The 23,265-nt window shown below is 60.3% G+C and carries 9 protein-coding genes; 2 read left to right on the plus strand and 7 right to left on the minus strand.

Annotation, left to right across the window (positions count from 1 at the left end; genetic code table 11):
- From HGP17_RS23565 to HGP17_RS23580, 4 genes are all read right to left on the minus strand, one after another.
- A partial coding sequence (locus HGP17_RS23565) for an Ig domain-containing protein (RefSeq protein WP_168812895.1) occupies positions 1-3,091 on the minus strand: 3,091 nt, incomplete at its 3' end.
- A gap of 1,046 nt (positions 3,092-4,137) precedes the next feature.
- Positions 4,138-5,259, minus strand: a complete 1,122-nt coding sequence (locus tag HGP17_RS23570) for a siderophore-interacting protein (protein ID WP_168812896.1) — start codon at positions 5,257-5,259, stop codon at positions 4,138-4,140.
- Between the two features lie 19 nt (positions 5,260-5,278).
- Positions 5,279-6,400, minus strand: a complete 1,122-nt coding sequence (locus HGP17_RS23575; RefSeq protein WP_168812897.1) for an ABC transporter substrate-binding protein — start codon at positions 6,398-6,400, stop codon at positions 5,279-5,281.
- Between the two features lie 10 nt (positions 6,401-6,410).
- Complete coding sequence (locus tag HGP17_RS23580) at positions 6,411-8,561, minus strand: TonB-dependent siderophore receptor (protein ID WP_168812898.1); 2,151 nt, start codon at positions 8,559-8,561, stop codon at positions 6,411-6,413.
- 158 nt (positions 8,562-8,719) lie between these two features.
- Here HGP17_RS23580 and HGP17_RS23585 point away from each other — a divergent pair, with 158 nt between their 5' ends.
- Both HGP17_RS23585 and HGP17_RS23590 read left to right on the plus strand, forming a co-directional pair.
- Complete coding sequence (locus HGP17_RS23585) at positions 8,720-9,373, plus strand: TetR/AcrR family transcriptional regulator (RefSeq protein ID WP_168812899.1); 654 nt, start codon at positions 8,720-8,722, stop codon at positions 9,371-9,373.
- A 113-nt stretch (positions 9,374-9,486) separates the two neighbouring features.
- Complete coding sequence (locus tag HGP17_RS23590; RefSeq protein ID WP_246704201.1) at positions 9,487-10,236, plus strand: 4'-phosphopantetheinyl transferase superfamily protein; 750 nt, start codon at positions 9,487-9,489, stop codon at positions 10,234-10,236.
- A 69-nt stretch (positions 10,237-10,305) separates the two neighbouring features.
- Here HGP17_RS23590 and HGP17_RS23595 read toward each other — a convergent pair whose 3' ends face one another.
- The 3 genes from HGP17_RS23595 to HGP17_RS23605 all read right to left on the minus strand — a co-directional run bounded on the left by HGP17_RS23595 (position 10,306) and on the right by HGP17_RS23605 (position 23,188).
- Positions 10,306-17,469: a non-ribosomal peptide synthetase gene (locus HGP17_RS23595; protein WP_168812901.1), complete on the minus strand. Its 7,164-nt coding sequence runs from the start codon at positions 17,467-17,469 to the stop codon at positions 10,306-10,308.
- Positions 17,470-17,598: 129 nt separating this feature from the next.
- On the minus strand, positions 17,599-19,080 hold the full coding sequence (locus HGP17_RS23600) for a hypothetical protein (RefSeq protein ID WP_168812902.1): 1,482 nt from the start codon (positions 19,078-19,080) through the stop codon (positions 17,599-17,601).
- Complete coding sequence (locus HGP17_RS23605; RefSeq protein WP_168812903.1) at positions 19,073-23,188, minus strand: non-ribosomal peptide synthetase; 4,116 nt, start codon at positions 23,186-23,188, stop codon at positions 19,073-19,075. The genes HGP17_RS23600 and HGP17_RS23605 overlap by 8 nt, the downstream gene beginning before the upstream one ends.
- Positions 23,189-23,265 lie beyond the last annotated feature (77 nt).

Genomic DNA, 23,265 nt, shown 5'->3' on the forward strand with positions numbered 1-23,265 from the left:
CGGTGACCGTGAAGTTTGTGGTAGCGGCACCCGTCGGTGTGCCGGATAGCAGGCCGCTTGGCGACAGGGTCAGACCTGCGGGAAGAGAACCGGTCGTTACGGCAAAGCTATAGGGGCTGATGCCGCCCGAGGCCGTCAGCGTCTCGCTGTAGGCATGATTGATCGGCGCATCCGCCAATGTCGCAGGCGCAATCGTGATCGTCGGCGCCACGGTCGTGATGCTGTAGGTGTTGGATGCCGTAAAGGGTGCGCCGGTTCCAGTCGAGCTGTCCGCCGCGGTGATCGTGAAGTTGAAGGTGCCGCCAGCCGTCGGCGTGCCCGTAATCCCGCCCGTCGAGGTGTTGAGGCTGAGCCCGGTCGGAAGCGCACCCGCCGTCACCGAATAGCTGTAGGGATTTGTGCCCCCGGAGGCTGACATCGTCTGGCTGTAGGCAGACCCGACCGTGCCACCCGGAAGCGCGCCCGCCGACGGGCTCAGCACGATCGTCGGCACGCCAACCGTCAGTGTATAGGGCTTTGCGACGGTGAAGGGCGCGCCTGCGCCAACGGTGCTATCCGTCGCCGTGACCGTAAAGTTGAAAGCTCCGCCTCCAGTCGGCGTGCCCGTGATATCACCACTGGATGACAGCGTCAGCCCTGGCGGCAAGGAACCGGCGATGATCGTATAGGTATAAGGCGAAGTACCGCCGGAAGCCGTCAAGCTCTCGCTATAGGATGCGGCAATCGTCGCTGCGGTGAGGGATGCCGGACCGATCGAAAGCGTCGGGGCGGCGACCGTCACACTATAGGTCTCAGTGTTGCTGTAAGGGCCAGCACCCGTCGAGCTGTCCGTCGTGGTGATGCTGAAGCTGAAGCTGCCGGCGGCTGTGGGTGTACCCGAAAGCACGGCCGTTGCCGCGTTGAAGGCAAGGCCGGTCGGCAGCGTTCCGCCGGTGACCGCATAGGTGTAAGGCGCGGTACCACCCGACGTCGTGAAGGTCTGGCTGTAGATAACGCCGACAGAGGGATTGGCAATCGTGTTCGGCGCGATCGCGACCGATGGCGCGTTGATGGTCAGGGTATAGGCCCTGGTTCCGTTGAATGGCGCGCCCGTGCCGGTTCCACTGTCGGTTGCTTTCACGGTGACGTTGAAAGTGCCGCCAGCCGTCGGAATGCCGGAGATCACGCCCGTCGAGGCATCGAGGGTCAAGCCAGCCGGTAGTGCACCTGCGGAGACTGTATAGCCGTAGGGGCTGACGCCACCCGATGCCGAAACAGTATCGCTGTAGCCGGCTCCCACGGTGCCCGCTGTGAGGGTCGCCGGATTGAGCGATATCGTTGGTTGGTTGACAGTCAGCGTATAGTTGCGCGTGCCGGTATAGGGTCCCGAGCCCGTCGAACTGTCCGTTGCCGTGACGGTGAAGGCGAAATTGCCGGCGGCCGTCGGCGTGCCCGAAAGCGATCCCGACGGGCCGTCGAGTGTCATGCCGGCGGGCAGGGCGCCTGTGGTCACTGCATAGGTATAGGAACCTGTCCCACCTGAAGCCGTAATTGTCTGGCTGTAAGCGGTGGCAACGGTCGCAGCAGCCAACGTCGTCGGCGCCACGGTGATGGTCGGAGCTGCCACAGTCACGGTGTAGCTTCGGGAACCGGTGAACGGCGCGCTCGTGCCTGTCGAGCTATCCGTCGCGGTGATAGTAAAGGTGAAGGAACCGCCTGCCGTCGGGGTACCGGTGATCGCACCCGTCGACGTATTGAGCGAAAGGCCGGTCGGCAACGCGCCTGTGAGCGAAAAGGTGCGGGGACCTGTGCCGCCTGAGGCGGAAACGCTTTGGTTATACACAAGAGCGACGGTTGGGTTGGGAAGCGTGGTCGGGCTGACGGCGATCGTCGGCGCGCCGACCGTAACGGTCAGCGGAGCCGGAGCGGAGCTGAACGGCCCGGTGCCAGTCGAACTGTCGGTTGCGTTGACCTGGATGGAGAAACTGCCCGCCGCCGTCGGGGTTCCGCTGATCGTTCCGTTTGATGCCAGAGTCAGGCCGGCAGGCAAGGCGCCGCCCGTAACCGCATACGTATAGGGCGCCGTACCGCCGCTTGCGCTTGCGATCGACTGACTATAGGCGACGCCAACGGTCGCGGCTGTAGGATTGGTCGGCGAATAGGCGATCGTCGGCGGTGACACGGTGATGCTGGCTGTCGCAGGAGCCGATGTGCCCGCACTGTTCGTGGCCGTGTAGGTGAAGCTGTCAGGCCCTGAATAGCTTGCGGTCGGCGTGTAGGTGATCGTCGTTCCAGAAGCTGTCGCAGTACCATGTGCCGCCTGAATTGCAACGGCCACCGTTGAAGCGGTTCCGCCCGTGAGGCTGAGCGTAATCGAATTGTTGGTGCTTCCATGACCAACCGTCGCCGACACCGGATTGGCGACGGGCGGCGGCAAGTTTTGGACGGACAGACTGACGGGCACGGACCTGAAGTAAGGGCCTCCCGACGAACTCAAGTGAGGGCTACTGTCGGTTACGACGACTTGAAAATTATAGTTGCCGAGCGCCGTCGGAGTTCCGCTGATCGTACCGTTGCTGGCCAGAGAGAGACCGGGCGGCAACGAGAAGCCGCTTTGCAATGCGAACGTGTAGGGTGCCAGGGCACCCGAAGCGGAGAGGGTTGTGCTATACGGCGTATTCAGATTGGCTGTCGGGGGCGGCGCAACGGTAATGCCACTGGAGGGGTTTGGAACCGTTAGCGAATAGGATTTCGTGGTGCTGAGGCTAGCGCTATCTGTGACTGTGAACGTAACGTTATAGCTGCCTGCCTGATTGGGCGTCCCACTTATGGTCGAACCGCTGAAGGACAGGCCTGATGGCAGCGTACCGCTAGACAGAACAAACGTATAGGGAGCCGTACCGCCGGTTGCACTTAATGTTTGACTGTAGTTCGTCCCGACATTGGGTGTAGCGGCTGTCGCCGGAGAGACGGTGATAGGGCTTGTTGATACCGCAATCGCCACGTTGATCGTGAATGGATGGGCGCTTGCATCTTCCAAAATGAAACTGTCACTGGTCGCGCCATCACCATTATTCGTATAAATTACCGTTTCGTTATTTGAGCCGGACACTTGTACGGTCCCGTGAGAAGGCAACTTATGCGCCGTGCTCAAAGGATTTAGGCCGAAATCATCACATTGGTAGCCGAGTTCGGGCATCGTAATCGTGCCCCCGGAGGCCATCGGATTGGTCGAGGGGGTCGTGTTTGCATCGGGCACATTGAAGGTTGTGCAGGCGGCATAGGCCACAGTGGGGCCGGTGAGTGTAAAGCCGCTGCAGATCAGAAGAAGCGTCAGCGCTATTCTTGAAACCAACTTGTAAAAGCTATCAAGTATCGATTTTGAGCTGTGAGATTCCACGACGCCTTCGTTGGACGCCTGCCCAATAAAGTGACTCAATGTATTCCTTGATTTTTCATGTGAAGCGCCGGCTTCCTTCCAAAGAAAACCCATCCATCCGGCAAGTTCATTACGCAGCTGTTCATAGCGCTTCATTTGCCCAACCCAAAAAACCGAGCAAACGCGCCGCCAGAAAGCAGGGTTATGCTCTTACAATCGTATAGTCACACTTGTGGCTTACGCCCCTCACTGAACGTTACTAATATCGAAATCGATTGAGTGGCAATTTGCTAATGCAACAATTCCTCGAGATTGCGTTTTCTAAGCACACAATTCAATTGAATGTTGTAGATTCACCACAGATTTGCGTGTGTTGGGGTGATCTTTTCAACAGGCGGCCTTGAGGCTACGAGACAACAAGGCTCTAAGTGAATTTATAATGGAATACTGATTCGCGCGACGCGTGCAACATACATCGCGGGATGTAACGGGCCTTCGATACAGCATTCGCAACCCGCGCCCACCCAACAATATCGGGGGAAATGCTGGGGTGGGCGAGCCTTTCAGCTCGAGGTCATCGGCTTGCGAAGACGTGATGATGGTCCCGAAGCAACTCTTTCGATCAACCTAAGGTGTTTTCACGTCGACGCGATGACACCGGAAAGAAGCATGCTTTGAAAAGCTTCCCGTTGCAGCCCAGCGCTCGCGGCAGCGGGCGTGGGAGAGGCCCCGCTTACGTCAACGGCGATCGAGGCGAATATTATACTTTTGCGTGCGAATTATTGCGGCAAATAGGCTTCAGCGCCGCGCGCGATGATCTCTTCCTCGCTCATGGATCTATGCCAGTGCGAGTAAAGCACAAGGCGGTCCTTCGGCAACCGGACGACCTGTCTCAGGTGGCGGTAAATCGTGCTGAAGGCCTTGTGCTCGCACCCGCCCCAGAAGAACGCGCTGCTGCGATCGTCCGGCCAACTGATCGCGCCGATGGCATCTGCGAGCAGAGGTGTCGTACCCGCCGCGGCGCCGTCGCGGTATAGCCAGCGGATCGTGACGCCGGAAGGACACCGCAACGTCTGCTCGTCGGCTTTGGCATTCACTTCTATAAAGGCGTGACCAATGGCGTCGGCGGGGAGCATTTCGAGAATTCTGGCGATCCCCGGCAGTGCGGTTTCATCGCCGGCAAGCACATGGAAGCTTGCGGGCTTAGGACCGTTGGCGGCGGGGCCGAGGATACCCACAAGATCGCCGATGCGCGCATCCATTGCCCAACGCGTCGCGGGGCCGGCGCTGGCATGCAGCGCGAAATCTATCATCAGCTCACCCTTGCCGATGTCGATCTGGCGGATGGTGTAGACGCGGGTCGGCACGGCTCCGTCCGCAGGCCAGACGACATGGCCTCGATGGTCGAGCATCGGCCAGAGCGGTTCGGTAATATCGCGAGGCTGGAAGATGAGACGACAGTGAAGCTGGTCGTCGCGATCATATCGTTCAAGGTTTTCACCGCGAAATATGATTCTGCGAAAGCCGGGCGATATATCGCTGATGGATGCTACGTGCAGAATGCGGAGGTCGTCTGGAAGCGCCGGCTCGGCATGATCGCCTTCCCAGCGGATATCGAGCTTTTCGCGGGCTGCAATGAAGCAGATCGGCCCGACGAGCGCATGCTTCAGCCGGTTGATGCCGCCGGGGTCACCAGCTTCGACAGTGAGTTTGAAGCCGCCCTGGCGCGGCTCGAATGTGGCATTGCCAAAGGGCGATCGGATGTGATGGACAGTCCCTCGCTTTTCAACAGTCATGTCGTGCGTCGAAATCGCCTCGACGATCGGGTCGATATAGTCGTCTATGCTGGCGAGTTGCACGGCTGCCCTCGCGCTATAGCGTCTATTGGCAGTTGAGGTCATTGAAATCGGCTCCATGAAATTAAATCGAGGCCCAAAGCGGCCCTTCGATCCGAAACGCTGCGAAATCCTTGTTGATCGTATCCAGAATAGCTTCGGGGTTGAGATCGGCGCAGCGGTCCGGATGCAGCCACTTGGCAGCCAGTGCAACAAACAGGATGTTCAGCGGCAGATTGGAAATCAGGCCGGTCCAGATGCCGTAGACGCGCTTGTTGCGCACGCTCGGCAGCTGGTCGAAGCCGGTTCTGCCGTCGATCAACCGCTGCAGACCCTCACGGCCAAGCTTCGGATCGATGCCGGGGCCGATGGCGGGGCGACTGCCCGAAACCCAGCCGCCGCCCGATGCGATGTAGACATCCTGTGGCGTGGCGACGACATATTCGAGGGATAGCTGCTGGAACCACGGCGCGGTGACCTCAGGTAAAGGTTGTCCGCCGGCCCGCGCCAGCAATTCGCCCCAGACCTTTCGTCCTGCGGCCCAGCAGCAATCGTCGAGCGTCGACTGCACCTCCAGGTAGGTCGTCACCGGCTTGCTGTCCTTGATAAGGGATGCAATCTTGGCAAGCTCCCGGTCAAAAAAGGCGGTGAAGGCGTCGGCTTTGTCGGCGGCATTGAGAAGCGTGCCCCACAGGCGCATGGATGCCTTCAGCTCGGCAACCGGATCGCTTTCCTGCGCGGCCGTCGTGCTGTTGCTCGCCGCATCGCTGTAGGCGACCGGGATACCCAACTCTTTCAGGCGCTCGACCATAGGGTTCTTGTCGCCGTCAGGTGTCATGAAGGCAGTCGTCACGACAAGGTCGGGCGAGAGGCTGATCAGCCCCTCGATCGAGATGGTATCGGGTGTCTGCTTGCCGACGACGCTGACGGAGTGATTGTTCAGAAGTCGTGTCTGCAGCAATTCGCTGTCGATTCTATCAACGGCAGCCCAACCCACGACCAGCGAGGCGGGGTCGGGATGCAGCAGCGACATCGTCAGCAGATCATGCGCTTCCAGCAGGATAATCCTTTTCGGCGGGGCGGCGAGCTGTAACTCGCGCCCCGCCAGATCGGTGACCTTGAGCGACGGTTCCGCCAGAGCCGGCGTCACTCGTGACAGGATTGCCGCGGCGGCAACGGTTGCGCAGAACCGGCGTCTCGTGATCATCGATGTCATCTCACCACTTGTACTTCAGGCCAGCGATAACAGTCCGTCCATTTCCGTACTGGCAAAAGTAGTTCGAACTGCAGCTGGAGTAGTATTCCTTGTCCAGGAGATTGGTGACGTTGAGTGTCGCCTCCAGCCCCTTGAGCTTCGGGTTCTTCGCACCGAAATCATACTTCATGGCTGCGTCGAGAAGGGCATAGCCTTCCGCCTTCACCTTGTTGGCATCGTCGGCGAAGCTCGAGCCGACGAAGCGGACACCGCCGCCGACGCTCAGGCCCTCAAGCGCGGGATAATCGAGCGTGTAGTTCGCCCAAAGAGAGCCATAGTAGCGCGGGACCGCCTGCGGGCGATTGCCGATAATCGATGTATCGGTGGATTTGGAGACCTCCGTGTCGAGCACCGAAATCGCGCCGATGAGCTCCAGATTGGTGGTGATATTGCCGCGGGCCTCGAATTCCAGGCCGCGAGAATGGACCTGGCCCTGCTGAATGGAGAAGCCCGGAATCGCGCCCGGTGTGAGCACATTGTTTTGTCTGATATCGAAGGCGGAAAGCGTGAAGAGCGCATCGATATTGGTCGGCTGATACTTGACGCCGATTTCATATTGCTGCGCCTTCGTCGGCGTGAACGGATTGCCGTTCGCATCCGTGCCGATGGTCGGTTCGAAGGATGTCGAATAGCTGGCGTATGGCGCGATACCGTTGTCAAACAGGTAAAGCAGCCCGGCGCGGTAGCTTGTCGCGTTGCTGGACTGGTCGGACGACGAGTGCGAAAGGAGATTGTCCGAATCCTGATTGGTCCAATCGTGGCGGACACCCAGAACGGCGCGGAGCTGGCCGAATTCGATCTGGTCCTGCAGGTAGACGCCAGTCTGGCGGAGAGACTGATTGCTGTTGATCAACGTCGAGAAAGGACCGACGGGCTGGCCGTAGATCGGGTTCGTCACATCGATCGATGTCGCCCCGCCCATCTGGTATTCCCAGCTGCTATCGGAGTGCTGAAGGTCGACGCCGGCGAGCAGGGTGTGCTTGGCGGCACCCGTGTCGAATTTGAACTCGGCCTGATTGTCGAAGGAGAAGCCCTTCGCATCTTCAATGGAGTGCAACGCGTAGCGGGGGATGATCCCAGCCGCCGACATTGGCCCCGCCATCTGCAGCGATCGCATGTCGACATCAAGGCCGGAGTAGCGGAAATTCGAGCGGACCGTGACCTGATCGTTGAAGCTGTGCTCAAACCGATAACCGGCGCCGTACTGATTGCGCTCGAAGGAATCGTAAGACGGGTCGCCGACGTTGAAACTCGGCCCGAGGTAACGGCCGAGATTTCCAGGGGCGAGGAACTTCGGATAGACCGAGTTGAAATAGCCTCCATCTGGATCGCGCTGATAATAGCCGGAGATGACGAGCGAGGTATCTTTATCCGGCTCCCACTTCAGCGATGGCGCAACGCCGATGCGCTTCTCGTCGACATGGTCATATCGCGTGCCCGAAGAGCGGCCGATGACCGAAACGCCGTATTGCCAATTGCCGTCGCTGGTGAGAGGGCCTGTCGAGTAAAGTCCGCTTTGAATGCGGCCATCCGTGCCGCCTTCGACGCGCAATTCGTTCGACTTCACATCGGACGGCTCGCGGCTGACTTGATTGATGAGACCGCCGGGGCTTGTCTGGCCATAAAGAAGTGCAGAGGGACCTTTGAGGACATCGATGCGATCGAGGAGGAACGGGTCGATCGACGGCGTGCCGAAGGCCTGGCCGCGCGGTAGTTTCAGCCCGTCGAGATAGTTGATGAAGTTGGTCGCGGTGCCGAAGTTGCCGAAACCACGCAGGAAGACCGAGTCGTAACGTGAGTTCGTATCCCGGTCCGCAAGGACGCCGGATGTATAGCGAAGCGCCTGGCTGACGGTCTGCGGGTTCTGCTCATCGATCTGCTTGCGGGTGACTGTCGAGATTGACTGTGGTGTTTCCACCACCGGCGTTGCAGTCTTTGTTGCCGAGCGAGTCGACTTGGCGATGATTTTATCGGATGTATCGTTGGAACTACTTGCGCCCTGAACGACGATCGGCGCCAATTGCGTGCTCTTTTCCTGAGCGGCGACTTGCGTGACTGGAACAAGGAAAGTGGATACCAGCAAAATATGCTTTAATGAAAGGCTGTGCTTCACGAATTATCCCCATGGTAGAAGCTGTCAAATTTTGATACTTGATTAAATCAAACGGGTACGTCCTGTCCAGTTAATATGAATGCTTTCGTCAACTTTTATGTTGGCAAGCGTGTGCAACGTCATAAGACTGGCCGGGAGGTGACGAGACGGAGAAGAAGATGGTCGCAAGAAGCATGGGTGCGGTGGCAAGAATAGGCCGCCCGCCGAAGGCAGATCAGGATATGGCTGCCGAGAGAATTATACTTGCCGCTACGGAGCTTTTCGCGGGCAGGGGGTTTGCCGGCACTTCAATGGAGCAGGTTGCATCGCATTGCGGAGCAGGCAAGGATACCGTCTATCGCCGCTTTTCTTCAAAGGTCGTACTATTCGAGGCGGTCGTGGATCATGCGCATAGAAGCGCGGTCGCGAGATTGGAAAGCATGCCGGCCGTTTCTGGCGGTCCGTTGGAGCGATTGAAGTCCCTTGTACTGCAGCTTTTGCATGTGAACATGGAGCCGGAACTTATTGCTCTGAAGCGCATCACATTCAGCGAGGCGGTTGTCTTTGAAAAGAACGGGCCAATACCGCCGCAGCCTGATCCCATCATGGCAAAGCTGGTCGAGACCGTCGGTGAAGCGCAGCAAGTCGGTGCGATCTGCCCGGGCGATGCAACCGAGATTGCCTCTCATCTCATTCACTGTATGGTCGCGTTGCCGACGGCCGCGGCAATGATGGGCAGCAATGAATTCAGTTCACGTCAGGATGTCGAAGCGCATTTTCACAGGACATGGCATTGGCTTATCAATGGTGTGAGTGGCAATAAGACTGCATAGAAGTGTCACCTATGGAATGGTAGTCGCTTCGTAGTTTCGTGTCGCATCTTTGGATAAGTTATCTCTGCGCCTGTAAGCACGCTTGTGATGCCACACGCTGGTTTTGATTGGATATGAGTGGTTATTTAAGCCGCCTGCAGGAGCAGGCCGATCATTTCCTGAGCGATGTAGCGATCCTCAGTGAGTATCCTGACAGGCTTGTTGTCCTGCAGGCGCATTATGCGGTTGAAGCTTACAACCGCTCTCTCTTTGACACCTATGATGTCGACTTTCCAATGCGGCTGATCAATGCCGTTCCGAAGCGGCTCAGCGAGTTTCTCGCTGGGCGTATGCTGGCTCAAGCTGCGTTGGAAAAGCTGCATCGTCCCAGAGCTTCCATCGCCATTGGAGAGCAGGGTGCACCCCTTTGGCCGCGCGGCATCTCCGGCTCGATCAGCCATTCACACGGGAAATGCGCCTGCCTTGTGATAGCAGGTTCGGACATGCTCGTGGGTCTCGATGTGGAAAAGATCGCAGGCGGGGCGGCTCTGGACGCCATATTGAAGGAGGCTCTTTCTCCGGAAGAGCGCGCTCGCGTTCTTCAGCAGACAATGCTTGATGCGGCCACTCTTGCGACGCTAATTTTCTCCGCCAAGGAAACCATATTCAAGACGCTCCACCCCGTCGTTCGTCAGTTTTTCGGCTTTGAGGCCGCACGCTTTAATGGCGTTTGCGACGAGAAGAATTTGTCTTTCTCGATCGTACAGCCGTTGCACCCATGCATCCCGGAGAACAAGGAAATACTGATCCAGTTCGAAATTGATGATGGATTTGTCAGAACGTGGGCGATCCTTGATTCCCCAGTATCTGAGGCACGCGTTTAGACGCTTGTTCGATCCTAACAACCCCACACCGCCAATGCATTGGCGGTGTGGCGCTTTTCATGCGCTCAATCAGCTGCGAACAGATGCCTCCTGCCCGTCGTCGACAGCGGGAAAGAAGCCGGCCTTGATGAAGTGCCTGACGTAGCGATCGAGCACCGCATCCGTCACTGGCGGTGGCGCAATGCCCGAACCCGCCAGAGCGGCCTCGATCTTCTGCTGGCCGAGAGCCGATTCCACCTCGGGGCCATCATATTTGTCGAGGTGACCTGCGAGGAGGAGAATGGCCGAGAGGGAATCGTCGCCCTGTTTTGCCCGTTCTTCCGCAGCGTTTGTCAGCCGCTCGCGCCAGGCATCGAACGGCATGACATCCAACGGATATCCAGCTCTTTGCAGCGCTTCGACGATAGCGCTGATGCTTGTCTGCATCCGGTTGGAGAGATGGTAGGTCGCGCCCGGATCGCTTCGCTCTATCAGTGCCACAAGCGCCTGCGCCACATAGTCGACCGGCGCGAGAGTGAGGCGATCGGAGCGCAGTATCGGTGCCGCCCCAAGCAGGAGCATCGACTGGATGAAGTGCCAGAAACCGACGCTTGTGCTGCAAATGCCGGTAAGACTATGGCCGCTGACACGCCCCGGGCGATGGATGATGACAGGCAGGCCTCGTGCCGCCGCCGCATGCATCAGCTCCTCGGCCACCCATTTGCTCTGGACATAACCGGTGTCTTCCACCGCGTCGATCGTCAGGCGGGTTTCCTCCATGATCACGGGAGGATTGGGCCCACGGCTCGCCACCACTGATGCCGTCGAGACAAAATGGACCGGCGTCACGCGGCTTCCGCCGGCCGCAAGCCGCAGGATCTCTTTCGCTCCACCGACATTGATCGGGGCAAGGCGCGAATAGGGATCGAATTCATTCGTCGCCCCGCCATTGTGGATGATGACGTCGAGATCATTGGCAAGTGTGTCAAATCTCTCCGACGCTAGGCCCAGCCGTGGTTGCGAGAGCTCGCCGGCAAGCCCGATGATCCGATGCTGGAAGGCTTCATCCCACAGGCCGTATAGGGTCAGCGACTTGCGGACCCGCTCGACCGCAGCCGCATCGTCCTTCGCACGCACCAGGCAATAGACACGGGCTTTGCTGTTACGCAGAAGCTCCGCCAGAGCAAAGGAGCCGATGAAGCCGGCTGCTCCGGTCAGCAGCACCGCGTTGATCGTTGCCAGGGTCGGCTGCGGAGCGATCGCCACATCCTTGGAAACCGTGATGTCTGCAGGCAGAGCAACATCGGCGCGCATGAGGCTTATCTCGCGATCGGCATCGCTGGGAATCGCCTTTGTGTCCCTGGTGTCCTTGGCCGATCCGAGGGACACGGCGAGGGCTGCCGGCGTCGGATGATCGTAGATCTGCCGGACATTGATGCTCGGACTGAGGGCCTCGCGAAGCAGGCCGACCAGGCGCACGGTGAGCAGCGAGTGACCGCCGGACTCGAAGAAATCGTCAAATCGGCCAATCGACTGACGTTCCAGAACCGAGGCGAAAAGATCGCAAATGACGCGTTCGGTCTCGTTGATCGGCTGTGCGGTTTGTATATCCGTCGTCGCCGGATCGGGCAAAGACGCGACATCGAGCTTGCCATTGATCGTCCTTGGAAGATCGTCGACGAACACGATGACGGCCGGCACCATGTAGGACGGCAGTTGCAGGCGCAAAAGCTCGCGCAAGCCGTCCGCGTCAGCCGATTGACCGTCACCGACAACATAGGCAACGAGACGCATGGAGCCATCCTGCGTGGCTCTTCCGACGACTGCCGCGCGCTTCACGCCTGCTTGCGCGACGAGAGCATTTTCGATTTCAGCGGGCTCGATGCGATAGCCGCGGATTTTCAGCTGATTGTCGGAGCGGCCGAGATAGTCGATGCCGCCGTCGGCACGCCAGCGCGCCAGGTCCCCGGTGCGGTAGATTCGTTCGCCCGGCTTTCCGAACGGATTCGCGACAAAACGTTCCGCTGTGGTCGCAGGTCGCCCGACATAGCCACGCGCCAATCCAACACCGCCGAGGTAAAGCTCGCCCGTGACACCGACCGGTGCTGGATGCAGGCCGGGGCCGAGGATATAGGCGTCCGTGTTCGCAATAGGCCTGCCAACCGTTGGCTCGGCATTCTCCGCAAGATCTGCTCCAAGAGCGTTGATCGTATATTCGGTCGGGCCATAGAGATTATAGCCGCCGACACCCGGCGCCTCACGCAGGCGCGTCCACAGATCCTGGCCGACGGCTTCGCCGCCGAGCGAGACGAAAACCACGCCGGTTCCTGCTCTTCCCTGCGGCCGGTCCCTTTCCAGAAGTCCGTGCTCGACCAGATAGCTGCCATAGGTCGGGGTTACGTCGAAGGCGTCTACTTCCTCGCGATCGAAGAGTGGCAGCAACCGATCGGGATCGCGACGCAGTTCGTCATCGATCACATAGACCTCATGGCCGGCCAGCAACCAGAGGAGCTGTTCCCAGGAAGCGTCGAAGGCGAACGAGGTCGTGTGCGCGATTTTCAGCCGGCGTCCTCCCTGGGATGCCAGAACCGGCGCAAAAATCGCCTTCTTGTGATTGACGAACATGTTGGTCAGTCCGAGATAGGGCACGGCAACGCCCTTGGGCTCACCCGTCGAACCAGAGGTGAAGATGATATAGGCGAGATGCTTCAAGCCCGCCGGCCGTTCGGTCCGCGGAAGGGTTTTCGGCAAGCTTTCGAGCTCGGCCTGCGTTGCGGGTGCGTCAAGAAGCACCACGCGTGCATCCGTCCGGTATTCCGGCGGGAGAAGCCCGGTCAGTGCGCCGACGCTGAGGATGACAGTCGGTTGCGACTGATCGAGCATCGAGCGGATTCTGTTGACGGGCGTTTCCAGATCGATCGGAACATAGGCGGCATGCGCTGCGAACACCCCGAATAGTGCCACGATCATCAGTTCCGAACGGGGGAGGAGCAACGCGACACGATGTTCCGGCGTGGCCCCTCGAGAGTGAAGGAGGTGAGCCAGCCGATGCGCCGCGGTTGCCAATTGTTCGAACGTGAGCTTGGTGTCGCCCGCCGTGACGGCATTGTCATCCGGCGTGGCCAGGGCCTGTTCGAGGAGGAGGTCGGCAACGGAGAGCGAGCCGATGTCCATCTCTTCGCCTGAAATAGACTTTGGCAACAAGGTGCTGGTCTCGGGCAGCGCGTTCATGGCCAGCAGAGGCAGATCAGCGTCACCGCTGAAGCGCTCAAGGATATGCGCGTAGGCCTGAATGAGAGCTTCTGCCTGATCTGCTGCGATGACGTCGCTGCGGAACATCAGACGCAGATCGATGGCGTTTCCCTTCGGCGTCACGGACATGCTGAGGGGATAATGTGTCGCATCGCGTACGCCGGCGTTTCCGATACGGATTCCGTCCTGGTCCGCGAAGTCGAACACGGGCAGGTTCTGGACCGAAAACAGCGTATCGAAGAGCGGACTATGCCCGGCAATCTGCTGCAGCCGCGTAAGATTGACATGGGAATGCCGCAGAGAAACGCCCTTTTGCGCGTGCAGGGCGCCGAGCGCTGCCTTTATCGATTGCCGTCCATATGCCTGAACGCGCACCGGGACCGTGTTGAACAAGAGGCCGATGATTTCGTTCACCTGCTCGATTTCCGCCGGTCTGCCGGAGACGACGTTTCCGAACACCACGTTCGAATTTCCGCTCAGCCGCATGAGGAGCGTGCCCCATGCAAGCTCGAGGACGGTGCTCAATGTCGTCGATGCCGAACGTGCGAGCTGCGACAGCGCCGCGGTGGTGTCGGCGCCGATGGAAAGTGCATGCTCGTCACTGTGCTCGGCGCTTGCCTCCAGGCCACGCGCGCTGGGATACAGAATTGTCGCCTCGCTGCCGGCGAGCACGTCGCGCCATACCGTTTCGGCATCGGCGACATTCTGCTGCGTAAACCACCGCAGATAGCGACTGAAGGGCGGCGGAGGGGCCGTGCCCGCCGGGTCGCGGTAGAGCTGGATGATCAGGCGATAGAACAGGCGGATCGACCAACCGTCAAGCAGGATGTGGTGCGCGGTCAGCAAGAGCCGATGGCACATGCCGGCTGCGTCGTCGGGCATGCGCATGAGCGCAAAGCGGATCAATGGCGGATGGGCGGCATCGAAGCGCGCGGCATATTCTTCATCCGCGATCAGGCGAGCCGCGCTCTCGTCGGCTACGCGTTCCGAGCGCCAGGGAACTTCGACATCGGCGGGCACGACCTGCACCATCCGCCCACCGATCTCGGCAAAACCGGCGGTGACGGTAGGTGTTAGTTCGATCGCCCTTTTGACGGCAAGATGAAGCCGTTCGGCATCAAGCTCGCCAAACAGATCGAGTGACGTCTGCGATATGTAGACCTCGTTCGACCCCTCCACCGCGCCAACGGTATGAAAGCGCAAGCCTTCCTGAAGCGGCGAGAGTGGCAGCACTTCGCGGACTGTGCCGAACGATTCCTCAAGACGCCGTTGATCCCAGCGCGACACCTCGACAATCGTATCGGCTACCGGCTGTTTCCCGGCGGAAGCAGGCGCTACCGCTGACAGGAATTCTGCAAAGACGCTCTGCCAGGCCTCGATGAGCTTTTCGGTCTCAGACGCGCTGCGGCGCGCATCAATGTCAAGCAGAGCCCGGCCGCGTCGCAGGTCTAGGCGCACGGCCCATTGTTCGTTCACATCATTTGGTCCGCGCTCGCGCGAGACAGGCTCATCCCCATCGTCGGTGGTGACAATGGAGAGGGTCAGATCAGGCCGCGGCACGTCGTCGAGAGCGCCGGCGACATCCGGGCTGACGTCGCGCGCCAAAAGGTAGGTCACGGCGAAATCACCGTTTATCTCCTCATCGCGATGGAGGCCAAGAACCTGGCGTGCGGCTTGCAGGAAGCTGTCGGTCAGCTGCGGCGTAAATTGCGCCTCCTGCGATCCCTGCGGCGGGGCGACGAGAATGGGGAAGCTGCGTCTGCACCAGCCGACGGCGCCTGCCAGCGTGCCTTTTGCATAGCGATCGCGGTCTGGCTCATCGATTTCGAGCAGGAGCGGCGCGGCCGAATGGCGTTTCGCCCAAAGCAGCGCGGCCACAGCCGCCGTTCTGAGTGCCATCTGATCAACAAGTTGCTGCCCAAGATCAGGAAGCGCCAGCTCCCGTGCGCTTGCCGCGAACGCGTTCTGCGAAATGTCGTCGTCGGCAGTTCGCTCCGCTGCCTGATCCAGCATATCCAGCCAGGCTTCGGTGTGCGCAACCATGTCTTCCCGCACCCCGAATTCGGCGGTGCGGGTCAACCAATCGGCATAAGACCCGGCTGCCTGCGGCGCGATTGGGCCAGTCTCGAAGCGCAGGTGCGAGAGCTCCGCAAGCAGCAAGCTCCACGATTCGTCGTCAATCCAGCGCCCAGGCGCCTGCAGCGTCAAAACCTGTGGCGATGTAGAGGTCTGATCGCCTGAGGGCGCTACCAACCAGGCGGCAAAGCGCTCGGAATCTGCAGCAGCCTCCGTTGATCCCAGGAGAATGGGGGAGGCCCAGAGATCGGCCGCGTCAGCAAAATTCCATTGTCCGCCATTGCGGTCGCGACGCAGACGCAGAGCATCGTGGCGCTCCAGCATCCGGACCAATGCGGCAACGATATCAGCCTCATGCACACCATCGGCAAGACGGATGGCACGCCTCGTGGTCGGCTGAATGCCACGGCGCTCTGCCAATATCGCAGCCAGCGACGCGGCTTCGGGGGCAAGGCGCCTATGACCGAACTCGGCCAGCTGTGACAATCGCAATTGAGGATGATGCGCGACCTGGCCGAGAATGCCGATCACCAATTCAAGCAGATGTCGTGCCGTGGATTCGTCAAAGAGATCGCATGCATAGAGCAGCGAAACCCCGATCCGCCCGCCTGCGCCTTCGTCGTGAACGACGAAAGTCAGATCGAACTTCGCCTGTGTCTGCCGGGGTTCCTCAAGCAGCATGGTCACATCGCCGAACTGCAGCTCGGGCCATGGCCTCGTGGCGGTGACCATGACGCTGAAGAGTGGATTTCGCGCGGCGACACGTGGCGGGTTGATATGCTCGACGACACTCTCAAACGGTGCATCGCGGTTGTCGAGAGCTTTGAGACCCGTATCCTGGACACGCCGGAACAGCGCGGCAAAATCAGGGTCTTCCGTGGTGTCGACGCGCACAACAACGGTGTTGCTGAAGAAGCCGACGAGCTGGTCGAGCGTGGAATCATGGCGTAGATCGACGGCCGTGCCCAGCGGTATGTCATGGCCGGCGCCAACACGCCCGAGCGCCATGGCGACGGCGGACTGAAGTGCGACAAGTGGCGTGCCGCCATGTGTTTTCGCCATTTGCCGCAGGGCCGCAGACAAGCCTTCGCCGAGCCAATGTCTGATCTGACTGCCGGAAAAGGTCGGTGAAGCCGGGCGCGGGCGGTCGAAGGGAAGAGCGATTTCCACTGGAAGATCGGCCAGCTGGCCTTCCCAGAACGCCAGTTGCTTGGCGTGCAGGCTGCCGGGAGTTTTGGCATCACCGAGATGTCGTTGTTCCCATACGGCATAGTCCGAGTAGCGGATATTGGATGCCGGCGGCAGCGCGTCGGAATTTGCGCCATGCCCGTAGGCCTGCTCCAAATCGGCAAGAACGATGCCGAAGGATCCGCCGTCGCCCGCAATATGCGGCAGCACGAGGATGACGGCGACGACGATCGTACCGTTTCGAACCACCAATGCGCGCAAGGGCGTATCGGTTTCAAGGTCGAAGGGTTCATCGCGCGCCTGGCATCCAAGCTCGTCCAGCTTCTCCTCCAGCGTTTTCGAGCGATCGTTCAATGCCAGTGTCAGATCGATCTCGGTGACATGGGGTGCGAGATATGGTTCGATAATCTGTTCCGGGACCCCGGCCACGCCGGCCCGATACCGCGTCCGCAAGATCTCGTGTCTGTGCACGACCTGCTCAAGTGCGTGCTTCAAGGCAGCGACGGAAAAGGTGGAGGCATTACCCGGCCGAAGGATGATGCAGAAGTTGTATGCAGCGGATCCTTCGGAAAGTTGCGAATGGTACCACATGCGACGCTGTGCCGATGAAAGGACGGAAGGTCCTTCACGCTCTTCGCGTCGCGGACGATCGGTCGCGACGGATTGCTCCGAATGGAGCAGGCCGGCACCCGCGAGCCGCTTCAGCAGGAGCTGTTGCTTACGATCCGAAAACGTCATCTATGTTCTCCTGTCTGATGGCGGCGAGCACTGTCGAAAGGCGCTCGAAACACGGGTATGTAATCATTCTTGCAGCCGCATTTGGCTTGGTTCATCTCTGCGGCCGGATTGATGCCAGGCGTTGCGGCGTCATGCCGGTTCGTCTTCGGCGGCAGGGCTGACAACGGGGCTGAGCACAACGTTGTCCGAGGATGTCGCGCGCCGCGTGCCGTCGCCTGCGGCGAGGCAATAGATCTCCGCTCCCCTGGCTCTTTCTCGCGCAAGCGCCATGGCATGACGCTCCGTCCAGAGTTCCCCGGGCCGCGCCAGCGGCACGCCGGGAGGATAGGGGATGATATATTCCCGGCTGTGTGAGCCGATCGCAGGCTCGAAGTCCTGCAGACCGTTTGGCCGTGCGGCGTTGTTCTGTGGACCGAGACCGGATCCCAGCAACGATAGACCTTTCATCAAGGCCTTAAGATCATGATCGGTCACGCCGAAATGCAGGCGTACGACAAGTTGGTCGCCGGCGATCGTGACAAGCACATGGTGTTCGCGCAAAAGCCAATCCCTGATGTCGCGTGAGCGCGAGCCGACATGCAGGCGCAAGACCAGGGGATCGACATCGTAATATGCGTCGCCCGTCGATGAGACGACCATTTCTGCGGTCAGCGGCTCGTTGCGCAACATGGATTCGAGTTTCGTCTTGAGCGTAACGGTGCGTGAGAATTCCGTAGCCCCGAACTGCTCTGCATGGGCGCGTGCGAGATCGAGCGAAGTCAGGATCGGCCATGACGGCGACGTGGTGTGAATGCGATAGCGCGCGAGGCGCACTCTTTCGATATCCGAGGCGGAGCCCAGCACGTGCAGGTATGAACCCTGCCGAAGCGCCGCCATGGTCTTGTGCGCCGAGTGCGTCACCAGAACGGGCGCGCGCAACGGCAAGCCGGAGGCGACAGCAAGCGCCGTCTTGTCGGCGAGCGTGGGTATGAAGGCATGCATCGCCGACCAAGCCTCGTCAACGACAACGGCCGTTGTCGGGGACGACGCTACGAGCAGCGGCAAAGCGCGATCAAGGCGCAGCTTCCGGCCATCATATCCGGTTGCCGAAAGCACCAGAATGTCGAAGGGACGACCTTCGGCTGCGCGCCGAGCAAGCAATCTTGCGGTTGCTTCGACGTCAACATAGGGATTTTCCACCGACCCGGCACGGGGTGTCGGCACAACCGTCATGGCTTCGGCTGCAAACAGCAGCGATTGATGAGCCGTGCAGTCAATCAGGACTTCGGCACCGGGAAACCGGAGCGATTCCAGGGCGATTTGATTGCTTGTCGTCGTGCCGCTCGTCCCGAAGAACGTTGCATCGGCGCCAAAGGCAGCGGCGGTCTTGCGCTGGGCATCGGCAAGAGGTCCATGCGGCGTGAAAAACGAATCCACCGCATTGCCAGACCAGCTCGCGTCGATCCGCGAGAGGTCGGCACCGAGAAGCGCGCGATAGTGCTGCGCAAATTCCGACGATGCAGCGTCGAGGACGGCCGGCCATGGGACCGCATGGAAATTGTGGCAGCGTCCGTTTCGGGTGAACTGCGCAAGGTGCATTGCAAGCGGTGCATCGAAATTCCGGTTATGCATGAGCGGGATCCCGATGCAGGATCGCAGCGATCCAGGCGTCAAGCAGCTCGCGTGCAATACCGGCGTCGCCGGCTGCGATCTCCAATTCGGTTCGATCAGCGAATGCCTGCCAGGAAGCAACAATGCGGTAGAGACGGTCGGTTCCGCAAACTGGAGCGATGCCGTCCAATGTCTGCGGCGTGACCGTGCGTCGGACAAGCAGCCCCGGACCACCGGCTATCGGGCGGCGGCGATTGAGATAATCGAGATAGGATTGTGCATCGCCGATAGCATCTTTCATGCCCGCCTGCGTGAGGACAGGCACGGCAAGGAGCGGGCCGACCTCAACGGGCTCGACCTCGACATCGGCAACAACAAGATCGCATTTCGCGACGTCGCGGGCAGCCCGTAGCACTGCGGACGTGATAAGGGTTTCACTGGTGGCGGAGATCGTCGCTCTGGCCCTGGCTTCCGGTCCCTTCGACACGTTTTCGTCCGGCCCGACCCACCATGGGCTTTTCGGGCCTGCATCGAGAATAGACTGCCAATCGGGAGCGACGGTTGGCGAAGCGTCCGTGAGCGAATGGATCGTTGCCTGTCGATGGCTTCCTGTGGCGTCTGGATCGAGCGACAGGGACTCCCTTGTCAGGTTGTCTTCCTCGATCTCCGCTGCAATGCGCGCCAGCGACAATCCATCGATGACAGCTGCATGCGCGACCAGCAGGGCATCGCTCGGTGTCACGATGACGGCGATTGCGTCACCTGTTGCGATATCGATTGCAGAGTGTGCCGCCTTCAGGATTTCCGCTGCGTCGGACCTCGGAAGCTCGATGACCTTCGCTGCGCGGGCCGATGCGGCCAGGTGGGTGCCGCGCCATAGACGCCCTCTGGCCGTGATCGTCTGCTGAAGCGCCTGATGCTTTGAAATGACGTTTGCAAGCGCCCGACGCAATCGCTCCGGGTTCGCGGAAGCTTGAAGCGCCTGCCAGGTGAGGAATTCGGAGATCGGTGCGCCGGAGAGCCGGAAGCGATGAAGCTGTGGTGGAAGGGTAGCGGATTTCGGTTGTTCTTCGACGGGGGGCGGAAGTTGCTCTACCAGTTGCGCAACCGTTGGGTATTGGAACACGGCAGCTGCGGGAAAGTTGAAGCCGGCCGCGCTGGCACGGGCGGCGAAGGATACGGCCGTCAGCGAATCTCCGCCCAAAGCGAAGAAGTTGTCGTCGATGCCGATGGACTTGCCGCCGAGAAGATCGCCGAGCAGGCGAGCAAGACGTTCTTCACGTTCGTTGCGCGGTGCGCGAGACGGCGTCTCCATCACGACGGCAGCACTCGTCGGCAATGCCTGGCGATCGATCTTGCCGCCGTCGAGCCGGGGTAGTGACGACAGTACGATCACTTCGGAGGGAACCAATGGTCCCGGCAGCCGGTCGGCCAGCCGTGCTCGAAGTTTCGGGCCGTCCTGCGGTCGGAGGCCACTCCCCGAGACGTAGGCGACAAGCTCCATGGTCGAGCCCACTGAGCGGGGAAGGACGATCGCCTCCTTCACATCCGGCGACGCGTAGAGTTCCGCGATAGTCTCGTCCGGCTCCACGCGATGGCCGCGAATGTTCACCTGATCGTCAACGCGGCCGGCAAGCTCAAGCCGTCCGTCCTCTCGCCAGCGAACGAGGTCGCCCGTGCGATACAATCGGCCATTCCTGTTGAAGGGGTTGGCGATGAACCGTGCGCTCGTCAATGCCGGCTGCGCAAGATAGCCGCGGGCGAGCTGCTGCCCCTCGACATAGAGTTCGCCGAGCGCGCCGGGCGGAGACAACGTCAGATCTGCGGACAGTACGTAGCAGCGCGATCCCGGCAACGGCTGACCGATCGATATCAAGCCGCTTTCGGCATCTTCGCGGCTCACCTTTCCGACCGTTACGTCGCCCGTCGTCTCGGTGCATCCGTAGGAATTGTGCAATGGCACGTTTTCGGCTGCGCGATAAATGGAGGCGGCGACACCGGAAAGCAGTGGTTCGCCGGTCGACAGCACGCGATCTCTGTCTGAGACGATGCCGGGTGATGTGATGGAGACAGCCTCGACCAACCCCGGGACCGCCATGAGATGGCCGATACCGTGCGTCTTCAGAAGGCGGCCGATCGCTGCCGCGTCCCGTGCCTCGCTATCGGTGGCCAGCACGATATATTCGCCTGTGACGAACGCTTCGCAAAGTTCGGCAGTTGCGTCGATCGCTGTCGGCGCGCTTTTGGCAAGCCGTGCGCCACCCAAGCCGCCCGGCCAATGCTCGGAAACCCAGGTGGTGCGAGCTGCGAGAGAGCCGTGGGTGGTTACGACGCCCTTCGGCTGACCTGTCGATCCCGACGTGAAGCCGATATGGGCCGCTTCCAACGGCTGAGGGTTATAACCGGGGTCGGTTGCTTGATCGTGTGGTGCTTGCAGAAATGTGTCGACGGAGACGACTGGTACATCGCTGCTTGAAAGTTCAAAATCGCAAATCACGAGTTTGGCGCTGGCGCTCTGAACAAGTTTCCGCAAGCGGGCCTGCGGATGGCGGGGGTCGAGCGGGAGATAGATCGCGCCGCATTTCCAGATCGCAAGGGGAGCAACGACGGTGATCAATCCGCGGCCTGCAGCCACGGCAACCACGTCCTGCGGCCCGACACCACGCTCCGAAAGATGCGCAGCCAACCGATTGGCGTGCTCATCGATCTCCGCAAAGCGATAACGGTCGGTGCCGTGTACGAGCGCGATACGTGACGGCTTGGTTTGTACCTGATGACGCCAATGCTCGAGAACGGACGTTGTGCCCTGCTCAATCTCCGGACCCCGGGAAAGCTGCATCAGGCGGTCGCGCTGGCGAGCCGGCAATTCACTGACAATCGCGCATGGCCGCTCAGGGCTGGCCGTCGCATAAAGCAGGATCGATTCCAGATGCTCCAGCATGTCCAGCACTGTTGTGGGGGCAAAAAGTTCGGAGCGGAATGTCGCTTCCACTTGCAACACGTCGCCGGTCAGAAAACCCTGGAACGTCAACGCGAATGGCGACGAACCGTTGAAGATGTTGGTCCATCGAACGTCGACATCGGGCAGGTCCGGACCACCGATGTCGCGATCCAGAAACAGGCCGAGCGTGTCGGTGAAGAAGCCGTGACCCGCCTCGCGCGGAGGAGAAAGCTCGGCAACGAGCCGCTCGAAGGACACGTCGCCATTGCTGACGGCATCAGTCACGATCTGGGCCGCCTGCGCGACGAGTTCACGAAAGCTTGCTGAGGTCGAGACGTTGATGCGCAGCAGGACCGTATTTCCGAAATTGCCGATGAGCTCCCGGCTTCCCGGCTGGTGCCTATTGGCAACCATCGTGCCGATAGTGATGTCGGATGCTCCGGTCCAGCGATGCAGGAGGAGAGCATAGGCGGCAATGAACACCGCAAAAGGCGTTGTCCGCAAGGTCGCGGCCGCCGTACGCAGGCATATGGCGCAAGTCGCCGGCATGATCCGGTCCAGTCGCGTTGCCTGCTCGCTCATGCGCGGGCCGCGCGCATGCACGGTGGGCAATGGCAGCGCCGGAGGCAGCGGCGTCAGCATCTGACGCCAGTAATCCATCTGCGCGTCGAGATTGGCCACGGACTTCGCATCGGGTGATTTCTGATGCGCCGCGATATCCGCATATTGGACCGACAGAGGCTCGATCGCCGAACCACGATAGGCAAGGCTGAGGTCACGACTGAAGACGCCGAAGCATCCGCCATCCCATACGATATGGTGAACGGTAATTATCAGGGACCATTGTGTGGCGCTGACCTTGACCAGATGCGCGCGCAACGGACCGGCGGAGGCTATATCGAAGGGCGCGCAAGCAGCTTCGCGAGCCACCCGCGCGGGATCGCCGTGTTCGATGATCTCTACCGTGGGCGGCAGTTGCGCATGAATATGCTGATAGGGCTCGCCATCTGCTCCAGTCGGATAGGTCGTCCGCAGAATTTCGTGTCGATCAACGACTGCAGCAAGCGCGCCGATCAATCGGGATTCGTCGAGGTCGCCGGCAAGGTCGATGCGAATGCAGACGTTGTAGGCACCACTTGCGGGATGCAGCTTCTGATGCAGCCACATGCGATGCTGAGCGTCTGACAAGGGCGCCGCATCTGTATTCTGGCGCCTTTGAACACCTGCTCGCGCTACACCGGTCTGATCAAGTCGTCGCCGCAAAA

Source organism: Rhizobium sp. P38BS-XIX (assembly GCF_012641435.1).
GTDB lineage: Bacteria > Pseudomonadota > Alphaproteobacteria > Rhizobiales > Rhizobiaceae > Rhizobium.

Bases quoted from the DNA above. Each gene is read 5' to 3' on its own strand.
- HGP17_RS23585 (WP_168812899.1), top strand. From the start codon at position 8,720: ATGGTCGCAAGAAGCATGGGTGCGGTGGCAAGAATAGGCCGCCCGCCG.
- HGP17_RS23600 (WP_168812902.1), bottom strand. From the start codon at position 19,080: ATGCATAACCGGAATTTCGATGCACCGCTTGCAATGCACCTTGCGCAG.
- HGP17_RS23570 (WP_168812896.1), bottom strand. From the start codon at position 5,259: ATGACCTCAACTGCCAATAGACGCTATAGCGCGAGGGCAGCCGTGCAA.
- HGP17_RS23595 (WP_168812901.1), bottom strand. From the start codon at position 17,469: ATGACGTTTTCGGATCGTAAGCAACAGCTCCTGCTGAAGCGGCTCGCG.
- HGP17_RS23575 (WP_168812897.1), bottom strand. From the start codon at position 6,400: ATGATCACGAGACGCCGGTTCTGCGCAACCGTTGCCGCCGCGGCAATC.
- HGP17_RS23590 (WP_246704201.1), top strand. From the start codon at position 9,487: ATGAGTGGTTATTTAAGCCGCCTGCAGGAGCAGGCCGATCATTTCCTG.